General features: G+C 62.1%; 19 protein-coding genes, 1 other RNA gene and 9 pseudogenes. 15 read left to right on the top strand and 14 right to left on the bottom strand.

Features of this window, described 5'->3' with window-relative positions; all coding sequences use genetic code 11:
• Together CXQ80_RS24695 and CXQ80_RS24690 are read right to left on the bottom strand one after the other, a co-directional pair.
• Positions 1 to 275: aminopeptidase P N-terminal domain-containing protein (locus tag CXQ80_RS24695; RefSeq protein ID WP_178080856.1), on the bottom strand; the 275-nt coding region annotated here is incomplete at its 3' end.
• Positions 276 to 295: 20 nt separating this feature from the next.
• Positions 296 to 847: pseudogene (locus CXQ80_RS24690) on the bottom strand (YecA family protein).
• A 152-nt stretch (positions 848 to 999) separates the two neighbouring features.
• On the opposite strand from CXQ80_RS24690, the gene CXQ80_RS24685 reads away from it, so the two are divergent.
• The 5 genes and pseudogenes from CXQ80_RS24685 to CXQ80_RS24665 all read left to right on the top strand — a co-directional run bounded on the left by CXQ80_RS24685 (position 1000) and on the right by CXQ80_RS24665 (position 3197).
• On the top strand, positions 1000 to 1209 hold the full coding sequence (locus CXQ80_RS24685; RefSeq protein ID WP_101315273.1) for a TIGR02449 family protein: 210 nt from the start codon (positions 1000 to 1002) through the stop codon (positions 1207 to 1209).
• Positions 1206 to 1523, top strand: coding sequence for a cell division protein ZapA (locus CXQ80_RS24680; protein WP_101315271.1), 318 nt, complete (start codon positions 1206 to 1208; stop codon positions 1521 to 1523). Before CXQ80_RS24685 ends, CXQ80_RS24680 begins: the two co-directional genes overlap by 4 nt.
• A gap of 17 nt (positions 1524 to 1540) precedes the next feature.
• A non-coding RNA gene (gene ssrS, locus CXQ80_RS24675) (6S RNA) lies at positions 1541 to 1720 on the top strand.
• Positions 1721 to 1800: 80 nt separating this feature from the next.
• Positions 1801 to 2408 (top strand): annotated as a pseudogene (locus CXQ80_RS24670) (5-formyltetrahydrofolate cyclo-ligase).
• Positions 2409 to 2744: 336 nt separating this feature from the next.
• Positions 2745 to 3197, top strand: a complete 453-nt coding sequence (locus CXQ80_RS24665; RefSeq protein ID WP_101315267.1) for an EVE domain-containing protein — start codon at positions 2745 to 2747, stop codon at positions 3195 to 3197.
• 167 nt (positions 3198 to 3364) lie between these two features.
• Here CXQ80_RS24665 and CXQ80_RS24660 read toward each other — a convergent pair whose 3' ends face one another.
• Entirely contained in the window at positions 3365 to 3769 is a 405-nt protein-coding gene (locus CXQ80_RS24660; protein ID WP_101315265.1) for a flagellar basal body-associated protein FliL, read from the bottom strand.
• Between the two features lie 157 nt (positions 3770 to 3926).
• Between CXQ80_RS24660 and CXQ80_RS24655 the strand changes: the two are divergent.
• A pseudogene (locus CXQ80_RS24655) lies at positions 3927 to 4903 on the top strand (NADPH:quinone oxidoreductase family protein).
• Positions 4904 to 4921: 18 nt separating this feature from the next.
• Here CXQ80_RS24655 and CXQ80_RS24650 read toward each other — a convergent pair.
• From CXQ80_RS24650 to trxA, 5 genes and pseudogenes are all read right to left on the bottom strand, one after another.
• A pseudogene (locus CXQ80_RS24650) lies at positions 4922 to 5570 on the bottom strand (gamma-glutamylcyclotransferase).
• Between the two features lie 243 nt (positions 5571 to 5813).
• Positions 5814 to 6782 (bottom strand): CDP-6-deoxy-delta-3,4-glucoseen reductase, encoded by a 969-nt coding sequence (locus tag CXQ80_RS24645; protein WP_101315259.1) that lies wholly within the window; start codon positions 6780 to 6782, stop codon positions 5814 to 5816.
• Positions 6782 to 8245: pseudogene (ubiD, locus tag CXQ80_RS24640) on the bottom strand (4-hydroxy-3-polyprenylbenzoate decarboxylase). The gene CXQ80_RS24645 and the pseudogene ubiD overlap by 1 nt, the downstream one beginning before the upstream one ends.
• A 202-nt stretch (positions 8246 to 8447) precedes the next feature.
• Positions 8448 to 9708, bottom strand: a pseudogene (rho, locus tag CXQ80_RS24635) (transcription termination factor Rho).
• A 226-nt stretch (positions 9709 to 9934) separates the two neighbouring features.
• Positions 9935 to 10264, bottom strand: a complete 330-nt coding sequence (gene trxA, locus CXQ80_RS24630; RefSeq protein WP_101315253.1) for a thioredoxin TrxA — start codon at positions 10262 to 10264, stop codon at positions 9935 to 9937.
• Between the two features lie 188 nt (positions 10265 to 10452).
• Here trxA and ppx point away from each other — a divergent pair.
• Both ppx and CXQ80_RS25450 read left to right on the top strand, forming a co-directional pair.
• A pseudogene (gene ppx, locus CXQ80_RS25455) lies at positions 10453 to 11471 on the top strand (exopolyphosphatase).
• A gap of 70 nt (positions 11472 to 11541) precedes the next feature.
• A pseudogene (locus tag CXQ80_RS25450) lies at positions 11542 to 12005 on the top strand (hypothetical protein).
• Here the strand turns inward: CXQ80_RS25450 and ppk1 are convergent.
• Positions 11992 to 14247: a polyphosphate kinase 1 gene (gene ppk1 / locus CXQ80_RS24620; protein WP_101315249.1), complete on the bottom strand. Its 2256-nt coding sequence runs from the start codon at positions 14245 to 14247 to the stop codon at positions 11992 to 11994. The pseudogene CXQ80_RS25450 and the gene ppk1 sit on opposite strands and share 14 nt — an antisense overlap.
• 19 nt (positions 14248 to 14266) lie before the next feature.
• Positions 14267 to 15277 (bottom strand): porphobilinogen synthase, encoded by a 1011-nt coding sequence (gene hemB, locus CXQ80_RS24615; RefSeq protein WP_101315247.1) that lies wholly within the window; start codon positions 15275 to 15277, stop codon positions 14267 to 14269.
• Positions 15278 to 15484: 207 nt separating this feature from the next.
• Between hemB and CXQ80_RS24610 the strand changes: the two are divergent.
• Positions 15485 to 16107: pseudogene (locus CXQ80_RS24610) on the top strand (DedA family protein).
• 72 nt (positions 16108 to 16179) lie between these two features.
• Complete coding sequence (gene elbB / locus CXQ80_RS24605; protein WP_101315243.1) at positions 16180 to 16848, top strand: isoprenoid biosynthesis glyoxalase ElbB; 669 nt, start codon at positions 16180 to 16182, stop codon at positions 16846 to 16848.
• Between the two features lie 58 nt (positions 16849 to 16906).
• Here the strand turns inward: elbB and CXQ80_RS24600 are convergent, their stop codons facing one another.
• Both CXQ80_RS24600 and CXQ80_RS24595 read right to left on the bottom strand, forming a co-directional pair.
• Entirely contained in the window at positions 16907 to 17359 is a 453-nt protein-coding gene (locus CXQ80_RS24600; protein WP_101315241.1) for a YaiI/YqxD family protein, read from the bottom strand.
• Between the two features lie 53 nt (positions 17360 to 17412).
• Positions 17413 to 19344, bottom strand: a complete 1932-nt coding sequence (locus tag CXQ80_RS24595) for a cytochrome c/FTR1 family iron permease (RefSeq protein WP_101315238.1) — start codon at positions 19342 to 19344, stop codon at positions 17413 to 17415.
• 219 nt (positions 19345 to 19563) lie between these two features.
• On the opposite strand from CXQ80_RS24595, the gene CXQ80_RS24590 reads away from it, so the two are divergent.
• The 5 genes from CXQ80_RS24590 to CXQ80_RS24570 all read left to right on the top strand — a co-directional run bounded on the left by CXQ80_RS24590 (position 19564) and on the right by CXQ80_RS24570 (position 23311).
• Positions 19564 to 20955, top strand: a complete 1392-nt coding sequence (locus tag CXQ80_RS24590) for a COG3014 family protein (protein ID WP_101315236.1) — start codon at positions 19564 to 19566, stop codon at positions 20953 to 20955.
• A 15-nt stretch (positions 20956 to 20970) separates the two neighbouring features.
• Positions 20971 to 21336, top strand: a complete 366-nt coding sequence (locus CXQ80_RS24585; RefSeq protein ID WP_101315234.1) for a YcfL family protein — start codon at positions 20971 to 20973, stop codon at positions 21334 to 21336.
• A 21-nt stretch (positions 21337 to 21357) separates the two neighbouring features.
• A complete protein-coding gene (lpoB, locus tag CXQ80_RS24580; RefSeq protein ID WP_101315232.1) occupies positions 21358 to 21945 on the top strand; it encodes a penicillin-binding protein activator LpoB in 588 nt (195 codons plus the stop codon).
• A gap of 3 nt (positions 21946 to 21948) precedes the next feature.
• Positions 21949 to 22692, top strand: a complete 744-nt coding sequence (locus CXQ80_RS24575; RefSeq protein WP_101315230.1) for a penicillin-binding protein activator LpoB — start codon at positions 21949 to 21951, stop codon at positions 22690 to 22692.
• Positions 22693 to 22855: 163 nt separating this feature from the next.
• Positions 22856 to 23311: a transposase gene (locus CXQ80_RS24570; RefSeq protein WP_101315228.1), complete on the top strand. Its 456-nt coding sequence runs from the start codon at positions 22856 to 22858 to the stop codon at positions 23309 to 23311.
• 148 nt (positions 23312 to 23459) lie between these two features.
• Here CXQ80_RS24570 and CXQ80_RS24565 read toward each other — a convergent pair whose 3' ends face one another.
• Both CXQ80_RS24565 and CXQ80_RS24560 read right to left on the bottom strand, forming a co-directional pair.
• Positions 23460 to 23708, bottom strand: coding sequence for a DUF3077 domain-containing protein (locus tag CXQ80_RS24565; protein WP_101315226.1), 249 nt, complete (start codon positions 23706 to 23708; stop codon positions 23460 to 23462).
• A 12-nt stretch (positions 23709 to 23720) separates the two neighbouring features.
• Positions 23721 to 23975 carry a hypothetical protein gene (locus tag CXQ80_RS24560; RefSeq protein WP_101315224.1) on the bottom strand — a complete coding sequence of 85 codons (255 nt, stop codon included), beginning with the start codon at positions 23973 to 23975 and terminating at the stop codon, positions 23721 to 23723.
• Positions 23976 to 24084: the final 109 nt, after the last annotated feature.

Below are 24084 nucleotides of genomic sequence, written 5' to 3'. Positions count from 1 at the left end.
CGCAAGCCGTCCCACAGCTCGCGCTCCGGGTTACGTTCACGGCAGAACAGCACGTATTCGCCATGCTCGCGACCGGGGATCAGAACAATGACCGCCTCAGGCTCGGGAAAGCCGCTGAGGTACTGGAAGTCGCTGTCCTGACGGTACACGTGCTCGACATCACGGTTGCGAATGGCAACCGCAGCGGCGGGCAGGATGGCGATGCTGTTGGGGACCATCTGCGCCATCAGCGCCTTGCGCCGACGGGCATACTCGGCCTTGGGTATGTGGCTCATGGGCAGACGACCCCGATTGATCAGTGCAGCGATGGCTTGGGGCAGGCGCAACTGGCGCGGCCAGCTCGGTGAACAGCAGCAGCGGCGCGACGCGCAGGTACTCGGTGACCTCCATGTAGTCGCTCTCGCCGTCCTCGGATTCTTCCAGGGCGTCTTGCACCTGCGAAATCGCCACCAGGTCCTGCAGCACTTCCTTGGCTTCGGTGGACAGGTCCTTGCCACCGGCGTTCAAGCCGAAGCCGGCGATGAAGCCCTGGCACCATTCGCCAAGGGCGGCGGCACGTTCGGTCAGCGGTTTCATCCCCCGGCAGCAACAGCACCAGAGCGACGTCATCGCCGGTGAGTTCGGCCTTGACCATCTCCTGCAGGCCGATCAAGGCGTTGCGCACAGAGTCGTTCGGTTCGACCTCGAGGGCGTTGGCGGCGTCGGCCAACCAGGCCTCGGCATCGAAGCCTGCGCCGGCGCAGCTGCGGCCAATCAACAGGCCGTGCAGCTCGGCGGGGGAGACAGGGTGGCCATTGCTCGAGAGCAGTGCGGCGAAAGCGGTGTACGGCGATTGAGTATTAGGCATGGGCTGCTAGGCGCCAGACGGCGCAATGTCTAGAATGAAGACCTTGTATCCTAGCACCGGCAGGCGCGCCAAGACCATCGGCACTGGCCGCCCAAGGCCCGGCACCGGCATCATGGCCAGGCCGTAAACGATGGAGCGAAACGAGTGCCCCCATGCAAGACAACGACCTGCAAGCGCTGATGAGCCGTTTCGAGCTGCTGATCGAGCGCGTCGAGCAACTTAAACGGCAAAATGCACTCCTATTAGCGCAGGAAACTTCCTGGCGCGAAGAGCGCGCCCACCTCATTGAAAAAAATGAGATCGCAAGGCGTAAGGTCGAATCCATGATCTTGCGGCTCAAGGCCCTGGAGCAAGACTCATGAGTTCAAGCAATAGCGTCACCGTACAGATCCTCGACAAAGACTACTCGATCATCTGCCCGCCCGAAGAGCGCAGCAACCTGGTCAGCGCCGCGCGCTATCTGGATGGCAAGATGCGCGAGATCCGCAGCAGCGGCAAAGTCATCGGCGCCGATCGCATTGCGGTGATGGCGGCCTTGAACATTACCCACGAAATGCTCCACCGCCAGGAAACCCCTGAAGTGGCCAGCGGCGGTACTACCCGTGAGCAGGTGCGTGACCTGCTCGAGCGCGTCGACAGCGCATTGGCCGACGACACGGGTACCAAAAACGGCTGAGATCGGTATACTGGCGTCACTCCCTGGGAGATGCGCCAGTCGGTTATGTCCCTGAGCCGATACGCACAACCACGGGGGTTGCACGCTGGGGCCGGTGTGCATGTCCGCCCGACGGAAAGCCTTAACGCCCCCTGCAATCTCCACCTTGAACTTTCGGGTTCAAGGGCTACGCCGATAGCGGTCTTATCGGGGAGCCTGAATTCTGCATTGCTCGCCTGCTCTGGCGGGCAACTGGTCTGGCCGCCACGGCGGCCGACACCTCCGGGACCTCTGTGCCATGACCGACACCGCGCCCCTCACCCGCCCGCAACTTCGTCGCCAGCTGCGTAACGCACGCCGCGCCCTTACGCCTGCACAACAGCGTCAGGCGTCTCGCGGCCTGTACCGTCAGCTGGCCCAGCATCCGTTATTCCGCCGCGCCCGCCACATTGCCCTGTACCTGCCCAATGACGGCGAGATCGACCCGCGCCTGCTGCTGCGCGAGGGCCATCGGCGCGGCAAGCGGATCTACCTGCCGGTACTGCACGCCTGGCCGGCCACACGCATGGTGTTTCAGCGTTACGACCAGGGTGAGGTGCTCAAGCGCAATCGCTTTCGCATCCCGGAGCCGGTAATCGAGCGCAAGCGGCAACGGCCAATCTGGGCGCTGGATTTGATCCTGCTGCCGTTGGTCGGGTTTGACGAAGTGGGCGGCCGCTTGGGCATGGGGGGCGGTTCTATGACCGCAGCCTGGCCTATCAGAGCCGGCGCAAGACCTGGAAGAAACCGCTGCTGCTGGGCCTGGCGCATGAATGCCAGAAGGTCGAGCGTCTGGCGCAGGCCAGTTGGGATGTACCGCTGCAAGGCACGGTCTCGGACCGCCACTGGTACCTGGCGCGCAATTGAGCGCGCAATGACTTCAGCGCTGCTGTGGCGCTTGCTCGACGGGGTCTGGTAGGCGACGTCCATCTTTCGCTCCAGCAAACTCTGCGCATAACCGGTGGTAACGACCCCAAGACCGAAGATAAAGGCCAGGATCCACAGCAGGTCCGGTTTGCGTTTGTTCATTGATTGCCCCCTGGCAAACTGATTCGGGCTTGCCAGCTTTTTCAGTGCTGACTGAGCATAGTGCTTAAAATCGGCGCATTTTCCGCCAACCGGAGCCGACACGCAAACGTTGACGTCAACCGGCTGTCGGTTTCATGCAACTAGTTATTTCAGACTTTGTCAGGAGCAGCGTCCATGGCCTATTGGCTGATGAAATCCGAGCCGGACGAATTGTCCATCGATGACCTCAAACGCCTCGGCGAAGCGCGCTGGGACGGGGTGCGCAACTACCAGGCGCGCAATTTCCTCAGGGCCATGGCGGTTGGCGACGAATTTTTCTTCTATCACTCAAGCTGCCCGCAGCCGGGGATTGCCGGTATCGCCAAAATTGTTGCAGCGGCGTACCCCGACCCTACGGCACTTGACCCGCAGAGTCACTACCACGATGCCAAGGCCAGCGCCGACAAGAACCCCTGGAGCGCCGTCGATGTCGCCCATGTGCGCACCTTCAAGCCTTTGCTCGGGCTGGGCTTGCTCAAGCAGCAGGCAGCTCTGGAGGAGATGCCGCTGGTGCAAAAAGGTACACGGCTGTCGGTAATGCCGGTGACCTTGAAGCAGTGGGCTGCGATCCTGACCTTGGCCAAGTAGTGGAAAGCAGAGGGGCTGCTTTGCAGCCCTTCGCGGGTAAACCCGCTCCCACAGGGATCACAGCGGTTTTGAAACCGAATTTCGACAAACGCCGCTGAACCCTGTGGGAGCGGGTTTACCGGGACGCCGGACCGCCGCGAAGGGCCGCAGAGCGGCCCCGGTTGGCTTTACTGCACGATCAGGTTATTGAACAGCAGGTCCTCGACGATCGGCTTGCCTTCCTCGTTCTCCATCACCTGCTGTACCTGCTTCAACGCTTCCTGACGCAGGCGCTCCTTGGCCTCGACGTTACTCATGCTGTCCACGGTCTGCTGGGTGAACAGCGCCACCAGCTGATTACGAATCAGCGGCTCGTGGTGCTTGACCGCCGCCGCAGCGGCATCGCCGGTCACGCGCAGGGCCACGTCAGCCTTGTACACGCGCAGCTTGCTGTTGCCATCCAGTGCGTAGTTGCCGACAAAGGGCGGGCTCAGGCTGATATAGGCAACCTTCGGCGCGCCTTCTGCGGCTTCCTCGGCCATCGCCGCCATTGGCAGCATCAGCGCCATAACCATCAAGATCCACGCTTTCACGAATTCGCTCCTCACATACAGTTGGCGCCAGCTTACCCAGCACGTCGCGCAAACCCAAGCCCGGGCTTATGCCGGGCCATCAGGCCGAGCATGCTCGTTGACCGGGCAAGCAGTCCTCCTACACTTATCGGCCATCACCTGCAAAGGAATAGCCCCGATGAAAGCCGTGTTGTGCAAAACCCTGGGCCCGGCGCGCGATCTTGTGCTTGCAGACGTCGCCAGCCCCCAGCCGAAGATCAACGAGGTCCTGCTCGACGTGCACGCCGCCGGGGTCAACTTCCCTGACACGCTGATCATCGAAGGCAAATACCAGTTCCAGCCACCGCTGCCGTTCTCGCCGGGTGGCGAAGCGGCCGGGGTGGTTGCGGCGGTGGGCGCCAAGGCAGGCGCGTTCGAGGTGGGCCAGCGGGTCATGGCGCTGACCGGCTGGGGCGCGTTTGCCGAGCAGGTCGCGGTGCCCTACTACAACGTGCTGCCAATCCCCGACAGCATGGACTTCACCACCGCCGCCGCGCTGGGCATGACCTACGGCACTTCGCTGCACGCACTGCGCCAGCGGGCCAACCTGCAGCCTGGAGAAACCCTGTTGGTGCTGGGCGCTTCCGGTGGCGTCGGCCTGGCCGCCGTGGAGATCGGCAAAGCCATGGGTGCCAAGGTGATCGCAGCAGCCAGCAGCGCCGACAAGCTGGCGGTAGCCAAGGCTGCCGGTGCAGATGAGCTGATCGACTACAGCACAAGCTCGCTCAAGGATGAAATCAAGCGCCTGACCGGCGGCCAGGGCGTCGACGTGATCTACGACCCGGTCGGCGGCGAGCTGTTCGACCAGGCGGTGCGCGGCCTGGCCTGGAACGGCCGGCTGCTGGTGGTGGGCTTTGCCAGCGGCGTGATCCCACAACTCCCGGTCAATCTGGCGCTGCTCAAGGGCGCGGCGGTAGTGGAGTGTTCTGGGGTGCATTTGCCCAGCGTCAGCCACAGGACAACGCCGCCAACTTCCGTCAACTGTTCGCCTGGCACGCCGAGGGCAAGATCAAACCACTGGTATCGAAAACCTACCCACTGGCCGAAGCCGGCAGCGCCATAGAGCAACTGGCGCAGCGCAAGGCGGTGGGCAAGCTGGTGGTGCAGACCCGTTGAACGAAGCCTGCGCGGGGGTCAAACCTCGCGCAGGTTATGGCAGCGGCGAAAACGCGCTTCCAGATTGCGATCAGGCATCTGGTGGCTGCGCAGCGCGTTCAAGGTCTGCTCGACATAATCGCGGGTGGTGCCGAAGCGCCCGCTGGCGCTGGCCAAGATCTGGCTCAGCAGCCCATCCGGCAGGTCGCCGGCGTAACACGGCAAGTGCCGCTCCAGCACGAAACCCAAGGCTTGCACCTTGCTGCCATTGTCGAGCCGGCAGGTCAGCCAGTGCGGGCGATAGGCCGGGTACGGCATCTCCCGTTGCCACAGGGCCATCAGCGAGTCATCCAGATTGCTGTCGTCCAGCCGGTAGGCAAAGCCGCTGCACGAGCCGCCGCGATCCAGGCCAAACACCAGCCCCGGGCACTCGGGTGTGCCGCGATGCTCATGCGACCACAGGTACAGCCCGCGATGATAACCGTGCACGCGCGCGCGCTGACGTTCGACCGAGTTGCACTCCGGCCGCCAGATCAGCGAACCATAGGCAAACAACCACACCGGCCCGCCACGGACGCGACATGGTCGACTGCATAGAAACTGACAGTTGCTCGCGCGTGAGTTGCTGACCAAAGTCCAGCGACGGCGGATAGGAAACTTTCCAGGATAGACTTTCAAGTGCCGACATAAGCTGCCGCCATTATTCCCCGAGAACTTACAATGAGCGCCACTGTAACTCACTGGCGCTGCGCTGGACTTACCGTACGGCAGAAAGGCACCGTATTACAAGCCCTGACGCAGGCAGGAGCAGCCGCAACATGGGCACTGCAGGCGAATGTGCAGTGCTGTTGCGAGTATAGATAAAGTTATTGGCAAGGGCGGTAAGACTTACCGCCTTATAATCAAGTCGAACAACTTTGGTTATTAGCGATCAACCACGCGGGGCGTAGGCAAATACATCTGCGCGCATGCGATGGGCGTCCATACCGGCTTCGACCAGAGCATCCAGCGTGGCATAGACCATGTTGGGCGAGCCGCTGGCGTACACGTGAACGTCATTGAGGTCAGCGATATCTTCGCAAACCGCCTCGTGGAGCATGCCGCAGCGCCCTTCCCAACCACACAGGTCGCTGACCACCTTGTGCAGGAACAGGTTGGGCAAGCGCTGCCACTCGTCCCAGTGCTCGAGCGCGTAGAAGTCCTCAGGGCGACGCACGCCCCAGTACAGGTGCACCGGGTGCTTGAAGCCGTTGGCCCGGCAGTGCTCGATCAGGCTGTGCATCTGGCCCATGCCGGTGCCGGCGGCGATCAACACCAGCGGCCCATCCGGCAGCTCGGCCAGGTGGGTGTCGCCAAACGGCATCTGAATACGCGCCAGGCCGTCGCGCTGCAATTGCTCAATCAATGCCACCGAGCTGGGCTCGCGAGCCAGTACATGCAGCTCCAGATCCCGCCCGGCATGCGGTGCCGAGGCCAGCGAGAAGGCAGCCTTGTCGGCGCCATCGCGCTCGATCATCAGGTATTGGCCGGCGTGGTAGCGCAGTGGCTTGCCGGCCGGGGCACGCAGGCGCACGCGCCAGACATCACCGCCAACCTCGATGCACTCGCTGACCGTGCAGGCCAGCGTGCGCAGCGGCAGCTCGCCCAGGGCCAGAACGCCATCCCAGAGCAGCACGCAGTCTTCCAGCGGCTCGGCAATGCAGGTGAACAGCTCGCCGTGATCGCGCACTTCACCGTCCTGGCGCACCCGGCCTTCGACCAGCAGTGCCGCGCAGACATGGCAGTTGCCATTGCGACAGCTGCTCGGGCAGTCATAGCCCAGGCGCCGCGCACCATCAAGAATCCTTTCACCGGGCTCCAGCGCCAGTACCGCCCCGGAGGGCTGCAACGTTACCTGCATCAATCTATTCCCAACTGATCCCACAGCTCATCGATACGGCGGGTGACGGCATCGTCCTTGACGATGACCCGGCCCCATTCGCGTGTTGTCTCGCCCGGCCACTTTGTGTGTGGCGTCCAGGCCCATCTTCGAGCCAAGCCCCGACACCGGTGAGGCAAAATCCAGGTAGTCGATCGGCGTGTTGTCGATCATCACCGTATCACGCTTGGGGTCCATGCGCGTGGTGACGGCCCAGATCACGTCGTTCCAGTCGCGGGCGTTGATATCGTCGTCGGTGACAATAACGAACTTGGTGTACATGAACTGTCGCAGGAACGACCACACACCGAGCATTACCCGCTTGGCATGGCCTGGGTACTGCTTCTTGATGGTCACCACCGCCATACGGTACGAGCAGCCTTCCGGCGGCAGGTAGAAGTCGGTGATCTCCGGGAACTGCTTCTGCAGGATCGGCACGAACACTTCGTTCAGGGCACACCCAGAATCGCCGGCTCATCCGGTGGCCGGCCGGTATAGGTGCTGTGATAGATCGGATTACGCCGATGGGTGATGCGCTCGATGGTGAACACCGGGAAGCTGTCGACTTCGTTGTAGTAGCCGGTGTGATCGCCATACGGGCCTTCCGGGCCATCTCGCCAGGGTGGATAACCCCTTCAAGGATGATTTCCGCCGTGGCCGGCACCTGCAGGTCGCTGCCGCGGCACTTGACCAGCTCGGTACGGTTACCGCGTAGCAGGCCGGCAAAGGCGTACTCGGACAAGGTATCCGGCACCGGCGTGACCGCGCCAAGGATGGTCGCCGGGTCGGCGCCGAGCGCCACCGCCACCGGGAATGGCTGGCCCGGGTGCTTCTCGCACCACTCGCGATAGTCCAGCGCGCCGCCTCGATGGCTCAACCAGCGCATGATGACTTTTGCGGCCGATCACCTGCTGGCGATAGATGCCCAGGTTCTGCCGCTCTTTGTTCGGCCCGCGGGTGACGGTCAGGCCCCAGGTGATCAGCGGCGCGACGTCGCCCGGCCAGCAATGCTGAATCGGCAGCTGGCTGAGGTCGACGTCGTCGCCCTCGATCACCACCTCATGGCACACCGCGTCCTTGACCACCTTGGGCGCCATCGACACGACTTTCTTGAAGATCGGCAGCTTCGACCAGGCATCCTTGAGACCCTTGGGCGGCTCGGGCTCCTTGAGGAAGGCCAGCAGCTTGCCGATCTCGCGCAGTTCTGCAACCGACTCGGCGCCCATGCCCATTGCGACCCGCTCCGGTGTGCCGAACAGGTTGCCCAGCACCGGGATGTCGAAACCGACAGGCTTTTCGAACAGCAACGCCGGGCCCTTGGCACGCAAGGTGCGATCGCAGACTTCGGTCATTTCCAGGACGGGTGAAATCGGAACCTGGATGCGCTTGAGTTCGCCGCGCTGCTCCAGGCCACGGATAAAGTCGCGCAAATCGCGATACTGCATGCGTAAGCCTCGTTGGCCGTATCGGTCGGGGTGCAGAGTGTAGCGCCGATCAGGCTTTTTTAGGATGCCAAAATGACTTGGGGCCGCTGCGCAGCCCTTCGCGGGTAAACCCGCTCCCACAATCGATGTAATCCCTGGGAGCGGGTTTACCCGCGAAGGGGCGCGCAGCGGCCCCAAATCTTCAGCATATTAAGCGCGAAGCTTACTTGCGCTTCATCGACAGGAAGAACTCGTCGTTGGTCTTGGTCTGCTTGAGCTTGTCGATCAAGAACTCGATAGCGGCGATCTCGTCCATCGGGTGCAGCAGCTTGCGCAGGATCCACATGCGCTGCAGCTCGTCATCAGCAGTCAGCAGCTCTTCACGACGCGTGCCCGACTTGTTGATGTTGATGGCCGGAACACACGTTTCTCGGCGATACGACGGTCCAAAGGCAGTTCCATGTTACCGGTACCTTTGAACTCTTCGTAGATCACTTCATCCATCTTCGAGCCGGTTTCAACCAGCGCGGTGGCGATGATGGTCAGCGAGCCGCCTTCTTCGATGTTACGCGCGCAGCACCGAAGAAGCGCTTTGGCTTCTCGAGCGCATGGGCATCGACACCACCGGTCAGGACCTTGCCGGAGCTCGGGATGACGGTGTTGTAGGCACGGGCCAGACGGGTGATCGAGTCGAGCAGGATGACCACGTCTTTCTTGTGCTCAACCAGGCGCTTGGCCTTTTCGATGACCATTTCGGCAACCTGCACGTGGCGGGTTGGCGGCTCGTCGAAGGTCGAAGCAACCACTTCGCCGCGCACGGTGCGTTGCATCTCGGTAACTTCTTCCGGGCGCTCGTCGATCAGCAGAACGATCAGGTGGCACTCGGGATTGTTACGGGTGATGTTGGCAGCGATGTTCTGCAGCATGATCGTCTTGCCCGCTTTTGGCGGAGCGACGATCAGGCCACGCTGGCCCTTGCCGATCGGCGCGCACAGGTCGATCACACGCCCGGTCAAGTCCTCGGTGGAGCCGTTGCCGGCTTCCATCTTCAGGCGCTTGTTGGGGAACAACGGCGTCAGGTTCTCGAAGAGGATCTTGTTCTTCGCGTTTTCTGGACGGTCGTAGTTGATCGTGTCGACCTTGAGCAGCGCGAAGTAACGCTCCCCTTCCTTTGGCGGGCGAATCTTGCCAACGATGGTGTCACCGGTACGCAGGTTGAAGCGACGGATCTGGCTGGGCGAGACGTAGATATCGTCAGGGCCGGCCAGGTAGGACGCATCAGCCGACCGCAGGAAACCGAAACCATCCTGGAGAATCTCCAGCACGCCGTCACCCGAGATCTCTTCGCCGCTCTTAGCGTGTTTTTTCAACAGGGCGAAAATCACGTCCTGCTTGCGCGAACGGGCCATGTTTTCAATGCCCATCTGTTCGGCCATTTCTAGCAGATCAGTAATCGGCTTTTGCTTGAGTTCAGTCAGGTTCATAAGGGGAGTGGACGTAATCATGTAAGAAGGAGAATTAAGCTTCTGGCTTAATGAAGCCGCGCCGCAAGAAGGCGACAGGATCGCGTACTGATTCGAATTGGATGCTTCGGCGACGGCGTGCAGGGGCACTTGAAGAAACAGTGCGAGGCCGAATGTAACACTTGCTTTTTTGCGCGTCTAGGGTTCGCAAAAAGAAAAGCCCCGGATTTACCGGGGCCATTTCACATCACAGGTTGGCGTCGATGAACGCAGCCAGTTGTGATTTCGACAGCGCGCCGACCTTGGTTGCCTCGACGTTACCGTTCTTGAACAGCATCAGCGTCGGGATGCCACGCACGCCGTGCTTGGCCGGGGTTTCCTGGTTGTCGTCGATATTCAGCTTGGCGACGGTCAGTTTACCCTCGTAGGTAGTGGCGATGTCGTCCAGGACTGGAGCGATCATCTTGCATGGGCCGCACCATTCAGCCCAGTAGTCGACCAGCACCGGGCCTTCTGCCTTCAGGACTTCAGCCTCGAAGGTGGCGTCGGTGACATGTTTGATCAGGTCGTTGCTCATGGATATCTCCAGGTGGAAAGCAAAATCGTGGCCCATCATAGCTGCACCGGCTGGCTACAGGAAGTCGCGGACGATTGAGTGTAACTATAGTGGAGCAAGACACCTCGCATCGAAACTGTCACATAGGTGTCATACGATCCGTGCGCACCTTGCTTTGCATCAAACCTTGCCCAGCCACGCGTTGGCGTATGCCCGCGTTCGTGGCAGGATTGCCAGGTAACCGACCGAGAATCTCGAAAATCATGCCGCAGAACTCCGCGAAGAACCTATCCCTGATCGCCGCCATCGACCTGGGCTCCAACAGTTTCCACATGGTCGTGGCCAAGGCCCACCACACGGAAATCCGCATTCTTGAGCGGCAGGGCGAGAAGGTTCAGCTGGCCGCCGGTATCGACGAAGAGCGCCGCCTCAGCGAAGAAGCCATGCAGCGCGGCCTGGAGTGCCTCAAGCGCTTCGCCCAGCTGATCAACGGCATGCCCGATGGCGCCGTGCGCATCGTCGGCACCAACGCGCTGCGCGAAGCGCGCAACCGCAACGAATTCATCCAGCGCGCCGAAGCTATCCTCGGCCACCCGGTCGAGGTCATCTCCGGCCGTGAAGAAGCGCGCCTGATCTACCTCGGCGTGTCGCACACCCTGGCCGACAATCCGGGCAAGCGCCTGGTCGCCGACATTGGTGGCGGCAGCACCGAGTTCATCATTGGCCAGCGCTTCGAGCCGTTGCTGCGCGAGAGCCTGCAAATGGGCTGCGTCAGCTATACCCAGCGCTACTTCCGCGACGGCAAGATCACCCCGGCGCGCTACGCCCAGGCCTACACCGCTGCGCGCCTGGAACTGATGAGCATCGAAACCGCCCTGCACCGGCTGACCTGGGACGAAGCGATCGGCTCGTCCGGGACCATTCGCGCCATCGGCGCGGCGATCAAGGCTGGCGGCCTGGGCAACGGTGAGGTCAATGCCGAAGGCCTGGCTTGGGTCAAACGCAAGCTGTTCAAGCTGGCGACACCGACAAGATCGACTTCGAAGGGGTCAAGCCTGACCGCCGCACGATCTTCCCGGCCGGCCTGGCGATTCTCGAAGCCATTTTCGATGCACTCGAACTGCAACGCATGGACCACTGCGACGGCGCCTGCGTGAAGGTGTGCTGTTCGACCTGCTTGGCCGCCATCACCACGAAGATGTGCGCGAGCGCACCCTCAATTCGTTGATGGAGCGCTACCACGTCGACCACGGCCAGGCGCGCGGGTCGAACGCAAGGCGCTGCACGCGTTTGATCAAGTGGCCAAAGACTGGGATCTGGAAGAAGGCAACTGGCGCGACCTGCTGAGCTGGTCGGCCAAGGTCCATGAGGTGGGCCTGGACATCGCCCACTATCACTACCACAAGCACGGCGCCTACCTGATCGAGCACTCCGACCTGGCGGTTTCTCGCGTGAAGACCAGCAGATGCTCGCGCTGCTGGTACGCGGCCATCGCCGCAACATTCCCAAGGACAAATTCGCCGAGTTCGGCGATGAAGGCAGCCAGCTGATTCGCCTGTGCGTACTGCTGCGCTTTGCCATCCTCTTCCACCACATCCGCGGCACCCAAGAGATGCCCAAAGTGGTGCTGCAAGCCCACGAAAATAGCCTGGAAGTAGTATTCCCGGACGGTTGGCTGGAACAGCACCCGCTGACCCAGGCCGACTTCGCCAACGAGGCGGAGTGGCTGGCCCGAGTCGGCTTCGTCCTCAGCGTACGTTGAGGACCGGGTTGCTCAGGCGCTCCAGCAGGGTCGCCTGGGCACTGCGCGGGTTCTGGTTGCCGGTTGGCGTGCTGCGCACGTAGCGGCCGTCGGACTGCAGGATCCATGCTTGAGTGTTGTCGGTCAGGTAGCTTTCCAGCTCCTTCTTGACCCGCAGCAGGTGCTTCTTGCCCTCGACGGGGAAGCAGGTCTCGACGCGTTTATCGAGGTTGCGCTCCATCCAGTCGGCACTCGACAGGAAGATCTGCTCTTCGCCGCCATTGAGGAAGTAAAACACCCGCGTGTGCTCAAGGAAGCGGCCGATGATCGAGCGTACGTGAATATTGTGCGAAACCCCGGCGATGCCCGGGCGCAGGCAGCACATGCCACGCACCACCAGATCGATACGTACACCTGACTGGCTGGCCTTGTACAGCGCGCGGATGATCTTCGCGTCGGTCAACGAGTTGAACTTGGCGATGATGTGCGCCGGCTTGCCGTCGAGCGCGCACTGGGTCTCGCGGGCAATCATGTCGAGCATGCCCTTCTTCAGCGTGAACGGCGCATGCAGGAGCTTTTTCATGCGCAGGGTCTTGCCCATGCCGATCAGCTGGCTGAACAGCTTGCCAACGTCTTCGCACAGCGCGTCATCCGAGGTCAGCAGGCTGTAGTCGGTATACAGACGGGCGTTGGCGGCGTGGTAGTTGCCGGTGCCGAGGTGCGCGTAGCGGACGATTTCGCCCTGTTCGCGACGCAGGATCAGCATCATCTTGGCGTGGGTCTTGAAGCCGACTACGCCATAGATCACCACCGCGCCGGCCGCCTGCAGGCGGCTGGCCATCTGCAAGTTGGACTCTTCGTCGAAGCGCGCGCGCAGCTCGATCACCGCAGTGACTTCCTTGCCGTTACGCGCTGCGTCGACCAGTGCGTCGACGATCTCCGAGTTGGCGCCGCTGCGGTACAGGGTCTGGCGCACGGCGAGCACGTGCGGGTCTTTGGCTGCCTGGCGCAGCAGGTCGACCACCGGGGTGAACGACTCGAAGGGGTGCATCAGCAGGATGTCCTGCTTGCTGACCACGCTGAAGATGTTTTCGGCGTTCTGCAGCAGCTTGGGGATCGCCGGGGTGAACGGCAGGTACTGCAGTTCTGGGTGGCTTTCCAGGCCGGTGATGCTGAACAGCCGGGTCAGGTTGACCGGACCATTGACCTGATACAGCTCGTTCTCGCTCAGACTGAACTGCTTGAGCAGGTAGTCGGACAGATGCTTGGGGCAGGTGTCGGCGACTTCCAGGCGCACCGCATCGCCGTAGCGACGCGAGAACAGCTCACCACGCAGAGCGCGGGCAAGGTCGTCGACCTCTTCCGAGTCCAGCGCCAGGTCGGCGTTACGGGTCAGGCGGAACTGATAGCAACCCTTGACCTTCATGCCCTGGAACAAATCATCGGCGTGGGCGTGAATCATCGACGAGAGGAATACGTAGTTGGCACCGGTGCCGCCTACCTCCTCCGGTACGCGAATCACCCGAGGCAGCAAACGCGGCGCGGGGATGATCGCCAGGCCCGAATCGCGGCCGAATGCATCGACCCCTTCGAGCTCGACGATGAAGTTCAGGCTCTTGTTCACCAGCAACGGGAACGGGTGGGTCGGATCGAGGCCAATCGGGGTGATGATCGGCGCGATCTCGTCGCGGAAGAAACGCCGCACCCAGGTCTTGATCTTCGGCGTCCAGTTGCGCCGACGAATGAAGCGAATGTTGTGCTTTTCCATCTCTGGCAGCAGCACGTCGTTGAGGATCGCGTACTGGCGATCCACTTCGTGGTGCACCAGCTCGCTGATCCGGCTCAGGGCCTGATGTGGCTGCAGGCCGTCGGCGCCGGCCAGCTCACGGGCAAAATTGATCTGCTTCTTCAGGCCGGCGACGCGGATCTCGAAGAACTCGTCGAGGTTGCTGGAAAAGATCAGCAGGAACTTCAAGCGCTCGAGCAGCGGATACGACTCGTCCAGCGCCTGTTCCAGCACGCGGAAGTTGAACTGCAGCTGCGAGAGCTCGCGATGAATGTACAGGCTGCTGTCGTCCAGCCCAGGCACCGGGATCGCCGGCGCCGGCGCAGGGGTCGGCGCGGCGGTTTCGAGCGCAGCGTCGGCAACCGCTTCGACCACAGGCTCGGCCACCGGCTCAAGGTCTGGCGGCGTTTGCGTCAGCTCTTGCGGTAGCGCTTGAGCATCCTTGATGTCGACCGGGGATAGCACTTCGTTATTCATCTGACGTTCCTGAAGGGCGTTACTGCCCTCTCAACAATTGGGCGGCGCGAACGGCGAAATAAGTGAGAATGCCATCGGCGCCTGCACGTTTGAAAGCGGTTAGCGATTCGAGGATCACGGCCTCGCTCAGCCAGCCATTCTGAATTGCCGCCATGTGCATGGCGTACTCGCCGCTGACCTGATAGACAAAGGTCGGCACCTTGAACTCGGTTTTGACCCGGTAAACGATATCCAGGTACGGCATGCCTGGCTTGACCATGACCATATCGGCACCTTCGGCCAGGTCAGTGGCCACTTCGTGCAGGGCCTCGTCGCTGTTGGCCGGGTCCATCTGGTACGACGCCTTGTTGGCCTTGCCCAGGTTCAAAGCCGAGCCTACCGCATCGCGGAACGGGCCGTAGTAGGCACTGGCGTACTTGGCCGAGTAGGCCATGATGCGCACGTTGACGTGGCCGGCGACTTCCAGCGCCTCGCGGATCGCGCCGAGGCGGCCGTCCATCATGTCAGAAGGCGCCACCACTTGCGCGCCAGCCTCGGCGTGGGACAGCGCCTGGCGCACCAGCGCATCGACGGTGATGTCGTTCTGCACGTAGCCGTCTTCGTCGAGGATGCCATCCTGGCCGTGGGTGGTAAACGGGTCGAGGGCAACGTCGGTGATCACCCCAAGCTCCGGGAAGCGTTCACGCAGGGCGCGGGTAGCGCGCTGGGCAATGCCGTCCGGGTTCCACGCTTCGGCGCCATCCAGGGTCTTTTTCTCGACCGGGGTTACCGGGAACAGTGCCAAGGCCGGAATCCCCAGGTCCACCCAGGACTGCGCAGCTTCCAGCAGCAAGTCGATCGACAAGCGCTCGACACCTGGCATGGACGGCACTTCTTCCCGGCGGTTTTCACCATCCAGAACGAATACCGGCAGGATCAGGTCATCGACCGTCAGGGTGTTTTCACGCACCAGGCGACGGGAAAACTCGTCGCGGCGATTGCGACGCAGACGTGTGGCAGGAAACATACGGTTGGCGGGGGTAAAGCTCACGGCAGACTCCTGAGCCCGCGCAGGCGGGCAGCGCGACAGTTATAAGCGGCCATTATGACGCCTGTGTTACACCCTTGGGCAACCCTGCGACGTGTCGCCACAGGCAATCACCATGTAGGAATTGTTCACGTCGAGACACATTTGGACACTTTCCCCACGGCCCGCGAAGGGGTAGGCTGCGCGTTCATTTCGCCAGCACCCCAGAAGATGCTTCAACAATTCCTGCAGGATTTCGGCTACTTTGCCCTTTTTCTCGGCACATTTTTTGAAGGTGAGACCATCCTGGTGCTTGCGGGATTTCTTGCGTTCCGCGGTTACATGGACATCAACATGGTGTGCGTGGTGGCCTTCTTCGGCAGCTATGCCGGCGACCAGCTGTGGTACTTCATGGGCCGCCGCCATGGCCGCGCAATCCTGGCGCGCAGGCCGCGCTGGCAGGCCATGGGCGACCGTGCCCTGGATCATATCCGCCGCCACCCGGACATCTGGGTACTGAGCTTCCGCTTCGTCTATGGCCTGCGCACGGTGATGCCGGTGGCAATTGGCTTGTCGGCTATCCGCCACGCCGCTACCTGTTGCTCAACGGCATTGGCGCTGCGGTGTGGGCAGTGGCCCTGGGCGCTGCGGCCTACCACTTCGGGGCGATCCTCGAAGGCCTGCTTGGCAACGTCAAGAAGTACGAGCTGTGGGTACTTGGCGGCCTGCTGGTGCTGGGCCTGCTGCTGTGGCTGCGCCGGCGTTTTCGCACCCAGCGCGCCGAGCGCAAGGCGGCCGCCGACGCGGCTGCGACCGAGCAGCTGACGGACAAGCCAAGCCCACCGCAAGAATGAACATGCCGCTGTTGCCGTGATCCTAGTAAAGTGCCAAGCAACAATTGGCGCGTGGACTCTGGAGAAACAAGCATGACAAAAAAAGTGGCGGTGATTCTTTCCGGCTGTGGTGTCTACGATGGCGCTGAAATCCACGAAAGCGTGATCACGCTGCTGCGCCTGGACCAGCGCGGCGCGCAGGTGCAGTGCTTTGCACCAAACATCCCCCAACTGCATGTAATCGATCATCTGACCGGTGAGCAAACCAGCGAGACTCGCAATGTGCTGGTCGAGTCGGCGCGGATTGCCCGCGGCCAGGTCAAGGACATTCGCGAAGCAGACGTCAGCGAGTTTGACGCGCTGATCGTGCCCGGCGGCTTTGGCGCTGCAAAAAACCTCTCCAACTTTGCCGTTGAAGGTGACAAGTGCACGGTTCAACCAGACGTACTGGCGCTGGCCGAGGCCTTCGCCGAAGCCGGCAAACCGGTCGGCCTGATGTGCATCTCGCCAGCTCTGGCAGCGAAGATCTACGGCCCAGGCGTGGTCTGCACCATCGGTAACGATGCCGGCACCAGCGCGGCGGTGGTGAAGATGGGCGGCACCCACGAAGAGTGCGATGTACATGACATCGTCGAAGACACCCAGCGCAAGCTGGTGACCACCCCGGCGTACATGCTCGCTACCTCGATCAGCGATGCGGCCAGCGGCATCTACAAACTGGTCGATCGGGTGCTGGAATTGACCCACGCCAACGACCACTGAGCTGCCCTGCAGCGCTGGCCCAGGCCGGCGCTGCGTGGTGCTGTGATCAATGTCGTAATCAGCCCCTCGCGAGGCGGGTCAGGATGCGATCGAGTGAGTTGGCGAACTCCTGCTTCTCTTTCTCGCCGTAAGGCCCCTGGCCACCACTGGCCTGGCCCTGTTCACGCAGCTCGGTGAACAAGTTACGCGTCGCCAACCGGTCGGCCATATTGCGCTCATCGAACTCACGGCCACGTGGGTCGAGCGCCGCCACGCCGTTTTTCACAAGGCGGTCGGCCAAGGGGATATCGCTGCAGATCACCAACTCGCCCGGTACGGCATTCTCGACCAGATAATCATCGGCGGCATCCGGTCCGCTCGGCACCAAGATCAGCTTTACGCAGGCAAATGCCGGCTTGATCTGCGCTTGGCCGGCGACCATCACTACCTCAAGTTTGCGCTTGAGGGCAAACTTTACGATCAGGTCCTTGGCTGCCTTGGGGCAGGCGTCGGCATCGATCCATATACGCATTGCTGCATTCTCATCGGCTGTTAATCACTGCACCCAGTGTGCCAGATCGCAGCTCAACTGGCCGCAGCGCGGCGCCGCTCGAGCAGCCACGAGCGGCCATACAGCAGCGCGATCGCGCTCAGTGCCAAGGCTTGTGCCGCCAGTGAGTAGGCATCGGCATGAATGCCCAGCCAGTCGAATTCAAAGAACGCCACCGGCCGCGTGCCGAGGATGCCTGCCTCTTGCAAGGCCTTGATGCCATGCCCGGCGAACACCACCGACAGTGCGCACAGCAGCGCGGCGTTGATGCTGAAGAACAGCGCCAACGGCAGCTTGGCCGAACCGCGCAGGATCACCCAGGCCAGGCCCACCAACAGCACCAGCGCGGTGGCACCACCGGCCAGCACAGCGTTGTGCCCGGCAGGCCCTGATTGCAGCCACAGGGTTTCGTAGAACAGGATCACCTCGAACAGCTCGCGGTACACCGAGAAGAACGCCAGCAAGGCAAAACCAAAGCGCCCGCCGCCGCCGACCAGGCTGCTTTTGATGTAGTCCTGCCAGGCCGCAGCGTGGCGCCGGTCGTGCATCCACACGCCGAGCCACAGCACCATCACGCTGGCAAACAGCGCGGTGCAACCTTCGAGCAATTCGCGCTGAGCACCGCCAACGTCGATCAGATACGCCGCTACCGCCCAGGTGGCGAAGCCTGCGACCAGTGCCAGCGCCCAGCCAACGTTGACGCTGCGCACCGCAGATTGCTGGCCGGTATTGCGCAGGAAGGCCAGGATCGCGGCCAGCACCAGAATCGCCTCGAGGCCTTCGCGCAGCAGAATCAACAGCCCGGAGATGTAGCTCAGCGACCAGCTCAGGCCATCGCTGCCAAGCAGCTTGGCGGCGGCGTCGAGCTTGACCTTGGCCTCGCTCAGGCGCTGTTCGGCCTGGGCGACGGGCAGGCCGTCCTGCAACGACTGCCGATAGGCCATCAGGGCCTTCTCGGTGTCTTTGCGTACCTGGGCATCGATGTTGTCGAGGGAGCTTTCGACCAGCTCGAAACCTTCCAGATACGCCGCAACCGACAGGTCGTAGGCCTGGTCATGATCGCCGTCGCTATAGGCCGCCAGGCTCTTGTCGAGGGTGCTGGCGGTGTAGTCGAGCAACTGCGCCGGGCCGCGCTTGACCTGCGGCGGCTGTGCACGCTGGGCGCGAAACGCAGCGACGGCCTCGGCGCTGTGGCTGGCGGCGACTTCTGCAGGGGTCTGCCGGGCCAGATCAGCCAGGTTCCAGGCCGGGGCACCAGCAGCGGCCTGCGGCTCGGCGCTAAAGCTGGCGACAAAGGCCGCTACGTCCCAGCGCTGACGCTCGTCGAGCTGGTCGGCAAACGAGGGCATTTCGGTGCCTTCGATGCCCAGGCCAAGGGTGTTGTAGAGGTCGAACAGGCTGAGCTGATCGAGCCGGGCGACGTCGCGCAGGTTGGCCGGCGCTGGCTCCAGACCGAGCCCGGCCGGGCCATCGCCGGCACCACTGTCACCGTGGCAGATCGAGCAGTTTTGCGCGTACAGCGCGGCGCCGCGGGCAGGATCAGGGGTGATTATCGGGGCCTGGCTGACCTCATAGGCAACCGCCAGACGGGCACCGAGCTGGCGCGCCTCGCGAGCAACGGTAGGGCCGTCCTGGCGCTGGTCGATGGCGGTGCGCAAGGCCTGTACGCCCTGTTCGAGGGCATCACGTTCGGCGTGCGCTGGCAGGTTTTTCACCAGTTCGGCGAGCACGCTGCTGAATTCCTGCTGCTCGCGGTACTCACCGTCATCGACCACCCTGCCCTCGCGCACCGTTGGCGGGTAATCCGCGCCAATGTAATCGAGCAGGTGCAAGGCCTTGGTCGCCTCTGCAGGGGCTTCGGCCGTGGCCAGCGTGCTGCACAGCGCCAGCACTGGCCACAGCAGCCAGGCGAGTAAACGGGGACGGGAAGTCATGGCCGATCTCGAGGGGAATACGAAAGAGAACATTGTTCACTTCCACTCGCGCCTGCTCAAGGGCTGCCGGCAGATTTCACGAAAAATCTTGTAACAGATTAGCGACAGGGACCAGCGCAACCTAATTCAAGCCTCCATGCCAGCAAAACGCCACCTTGTGCTTATAATGTCGCGCCTTTGCCTTTGTTCCCCCGCAATCACGGGCCGCGCTGGCGCAGGACGCAGTCCATCCATTCAGGAAGAACAACACCGATGGTCCCCCGCGCAGTACTTCTGGCAGCGCTTATCGCCGTCACGCAACTGACCGGCTGCGCTGTGTTTCGCAGTTACGACAGCGAGCTTCAGGAAACCAACCAGCAGCTTGTCGCCGGCAATGTCGACGCTGCCCTGGCTCTGCTCGAGAGCAACAACAAGAGCGACGTCAAAGACCTCCTCTACTACTTCGAAAAAGGCGAGCTGCTGCGTTCCAAAGGTGATCTGCAGGGTAGCCAGCAAGCCTGGCGCGTGGCCGACGGCGTGGTCTTCGAGTGGGAAGAAGCAGTCAAACTGGACACTGAAAAGTACCTCAGCCAGTTCGCCAGCTATCTGGTCAACGACAAGGTCCGCCGCTACCAGGGCTACGACTACGAAAAGGTCATGCTGACCACCCAGATGGCCCTGAACCTGCTGGCGCAGAACGATTTCGCCGGCGCCCGTACCGAAATCAAGAAGACCCACGAACGCGAAGCGGTCATCGCCGAGCTGCGTGACAAGCAGTACCTCAAGGGCGAGCAGGAAGCCGAACAACAAGGTGCCAGCACCGAGTTCAAAGATCTGAAGGGATATCCGGTGGCCAGCCTCGACGACCCTGAAGTGGTCAGTCTGAAAAACAGCTACCAGAGCGCGTTCAGCCATTACCTGTCCGGCTTCGTCTACGAGGCCCTTGGCGAGAAGGGCCTGGCCGCGCCGGGCTACCGCACTGCAGCCGAGCTACGGCCGAAGACGCCATTGCTCGAGCAAGCCCTGCTCAACCTTGATGGCAAGCGAAGCAAGTCCGGCGAAAGCGATGTGCTGATTGTGGTCCAGAGCGGCCTGGCACCGGCACGCGACTCGATGCGCATCCCGCTGCCACTGACGATCGACGGTAATCTGGTGATCACCACGCTGTCGTTCCCGGTGATAAGAGAAGACAACAGCACTGCGCGCTTTGCCGAGGTCTACCTGAACGACCAGGCTGTCAGCCTCACTTCACTCAACAACACCAGCGCCATGTCGCGCAGGGCCCTGCGTGACGACATGCCGGAGATCATCCTGCGCACCAGCGTGCGCGCGGTCAGCCGCACCCTGGCGCAAAAAAAGCTGAACGAGGTCGATCCGCTGGCAGCCCTGATCGTGGGCATTGCCGCGGCAGTGGTCGAAGGCGCCGACACCCGCACCTGGCGCACCCTGCCCAACCAGACCCAGGTCGCCCGCGTGCATCTGGCCCAAGGCGAACATCGCCTGAGCCTGCCGGCGATCCTCGGCAGCGGTACGCTCAAGGTCAAGATCGACCAACCCTACCAAGTGATCAGCCTGCGCGTGCTCGGCCATCAGGTGTTCGCCAGTGGCGCCGCCATACAACTGCCGCAGCCGGCCCAAGCGCCGGTGCTTGCCAACCTCAAATAATCTCAAGGATCGAACATGCGTTTAATCTGCATCGCTCTTGTCGCCGCCGCCCTCCTGGCAGGCTGCGCCAGTCCGCCCGAGCCAGGCAGCGCCGCCAGCAAGGTGGTGACCATGGGCCAGCTCGACGACTTTGACATTGGCCCGATGCGGGTGGCCCGCGAACGCGGATTTCTCACCGTCAAGGTCGCCATCAACAACACCAGCCGCAGCAACCAGACCCTTTACTACCGCTTCGCCTGGCTGGGCGACGACGGCTTCCCGGTAGGCGATGAAGAAAGCTGGAAGACCCTCACCCTTTACGGCAAGCAGGCCAGCTTCCTGCCCGCCATCGCCCCGCTGCCGCAGGCGCGCGACTTCCGCCTCGAAGTCCATACCCGGTAATTATTTTCAGGAGCACTTTTGATGTTTGCACGCATTACCCTCGCCGCCCTCACCCTCGCCTTGCTCAGCGGCTGCAGCACGCCGTCACCAGGCCTGGGCAGCAAGAACATCAGCTACGGCGACACCAAGGCAGTCGAGCTGATTACCAACGAATTCGGCTCCACCGACCTGCAGATGATCGCCGAGAGCATGACCCGCTCGCTGGCCCAGTCCGGCGTGCTGCATGGCCGCCCGGTGGTGCAGGTGTATGACGTGAAGAACAAGACCAGCGAGTACATCGATACCCGCGAGATCACCACCACGATCAAGACCCAACTGCTCAAGACCGGCGTTGCCCGCTTTGCCAGCGACAACACCGACATGCAGAGCCAGGTCGACCAGCTCAAGTTGCAGAACCAAAGCGGCCTGTACAAAAAAGCCACCGTCGCCAAGACGGGCAACATGATCGCCGCGCAGTACCGCCTGGAAGGCTCGATCAGCTCCATCGTCAAACGCAGCAGCGATTACAAAGACGTGTTCTACAAGTTCAGCCTGCAGTTGGTCGACGTCGAAAGCGGCCTGGCTGAATGGATGGACGAAAAAGAAATCCGCAAGACCACGGAGCGCTAAGCGATGCGTACATGGATGGCAGTCATCGCTCTGGCTTGCGCATTTTCTGCGCAGGCGGCGCCCAAGGTCGCAGTCACCGACCTTGCCTATCAGGCGCAGGTGGAGGAATACATCCACAGCGTCAGTGCGCACAACAGCGGCCAGGCGAGCCCGTACAGCGCCAGCCACTCGGCCAGCTACAGCGAGTACGAGAGCAGCAAGAGCTACATCGAGCAGACCGAGCTGCGCAATTTCGGTGGCGACATCAAGGGCGCAATCCTCAAGGGTGGGCTGTTCCAGCTGGTGCAGGGCAAGCCTTACACCAGCCGTTCCAACGACGATGTCTACGACGTGATCGCCCGGATCAAAGCCGGCTCGTTCCCAGGTGCCGACTACGTGCTGTTCGGCACCCTGTCGGATATCGACTTCCAGAGGGACATCAACGCACTCGACCACACCGACAGCTACTCGGCGGTACTGGCCCTGAGCGTGGTGGCTGATTTCAGCCTGATCAATACCCGCACCTACGAGATCACCTCGGCCTTCACCGCCATGGGCGAGGGCCAGGACACCAAGCTGGTAAAACGCCAGGATGCGCGCGTCACCCTCAACCGCCCGCGGGTGGTCCGCGAGGTGTCCAGGGAGCTGGGCATGGATGTAGCGCGGCAACTGGCCGAGCAGCTGGCCGGCGAAGTGTCGGCGGCGCCAGCGCGAGAAGGTGTGCAGAGCAACTTGCCGCCGGACGAACCGGCGCAGATTTTGCGCTGAGAGCTGAAAGCACTCTCCCGGGCAAGCCCGCTCCTGTAGGAGCGGCCTTGCGTCGCGAAATGAGGGCGCAGCCCTCACCGAAGTCACATCCAGATACCGTAATCACACATACCTCTGCGCCACCGCGACTACCGTTTCCAAACCGTAATCACAGGAGCAGGACATGGACAGTCCTCACGCCAGCAGCTTGCGCCACGGTCGAACATCTGAGCCCGGACGCTTATATTTACTCACCACTGTCACCCGAAATCGTCAGCCTGTTTTCACTGATCTGACCTACGCCAGAACGGCCATCCATCAACTACGCACAATCCAGGATGAGGGTGCATGCCGCTCTTTAGCCTGGGTACTCATGCCCGACCACCTTCACTGGCTGGTTGAGCTTGGAACGGGATCCCTCGCCAGTCTGATGTGTACCTTTAAATCACGCTGCAGCGTCGGTTTGTACCGCGCTGGGGCCGCTCGACAGCACATCTGGCAACAAGGATTTCATGACCGGGCCCTGCGCCGGGATGAGGATGTCAAGGCTGTCGCGCTGTACATCATTCGCAACCCAATACGCGCGGGACTGGTGCGCAGAGCTGGCGAGTATTCGCATTGGGATTGTGTTTGGCTGTAGCGGCCTCGGTGAGGGCTTCGCCCTCATTTCGCGACACAAGGCCGCTCCTACATTGTCCGCGCACGGCGCTTGTACGCGGTCGGGGTAGGAGCGGCCTTGTGTCGCGAAAGGGCCGCAAAGCGGCCCCTGTACGCCGCTGCAGGGCCATTCACCGCAGTCGATTGACCCCGGTTTCCATGTCATTGACCAGCGCCTTGGCCAGCCCGCTGAGGATCCGCGCCGCGCTGCCGGCCTGGAGGTCGCCCTGCATTTCGGCCTCATCGGTCAGATGGCGGATACAACCCAGCAATACCGACAGCTCATCAAACGCCTGGGTGATCGGGATGCCAGGGCGGACGGTGAACAGCTCGGTTGAGGCCACGCCCACCGTGGTAATGCCGTTGGTTTGCACGCTCATACCTTGGCTCCTTCAGCTACGCAGCCGGGTCAATGCGTGTTCAACCAGGGTACGGGCCATGCGCGTGGCATGGGCGGCGCTGGCCAGGGCGTTTAGGTCAGGTTGCTCAGCCGAGTCGCTGCACTGCTGGTCGAGGGTCTCGACCACGCCGCAGAGAAATTCATTGGCCAAGCCCAGGGAATCAGGCGGGAGCATGTCGCTGTGGACAGAAAAATGCGGGGAGATAATCAGCTTGAAACGGGGTGGATCGGGGACGATTTTTTTCATGGCGCAACTCCTGTGCTCGGATAGGAACTGCCGTCCTCCTCGTCTCACAGAATTGGGTGGCAGTCGTACATGGTGTGAGACCCGGGGCACAGGCAAACCCGGCCAGGCA

The organism is Pseudomonas sp. 02C 26 (assembly GCF_002843585.1).
In the GTDB taxonomy this organism is placed as follows: Bacteria; Pseudomonadota; Gammaproteobacteria; order Pseudomonadales; family Pseudomonadaceae; genus Aquipseudomonas; species Aquipseudomonas shirazensis.
Note: the sequence above shows the minus strand (reverse complement) of the source record. Positions and strands in the feature narration are given on the sequence as shown.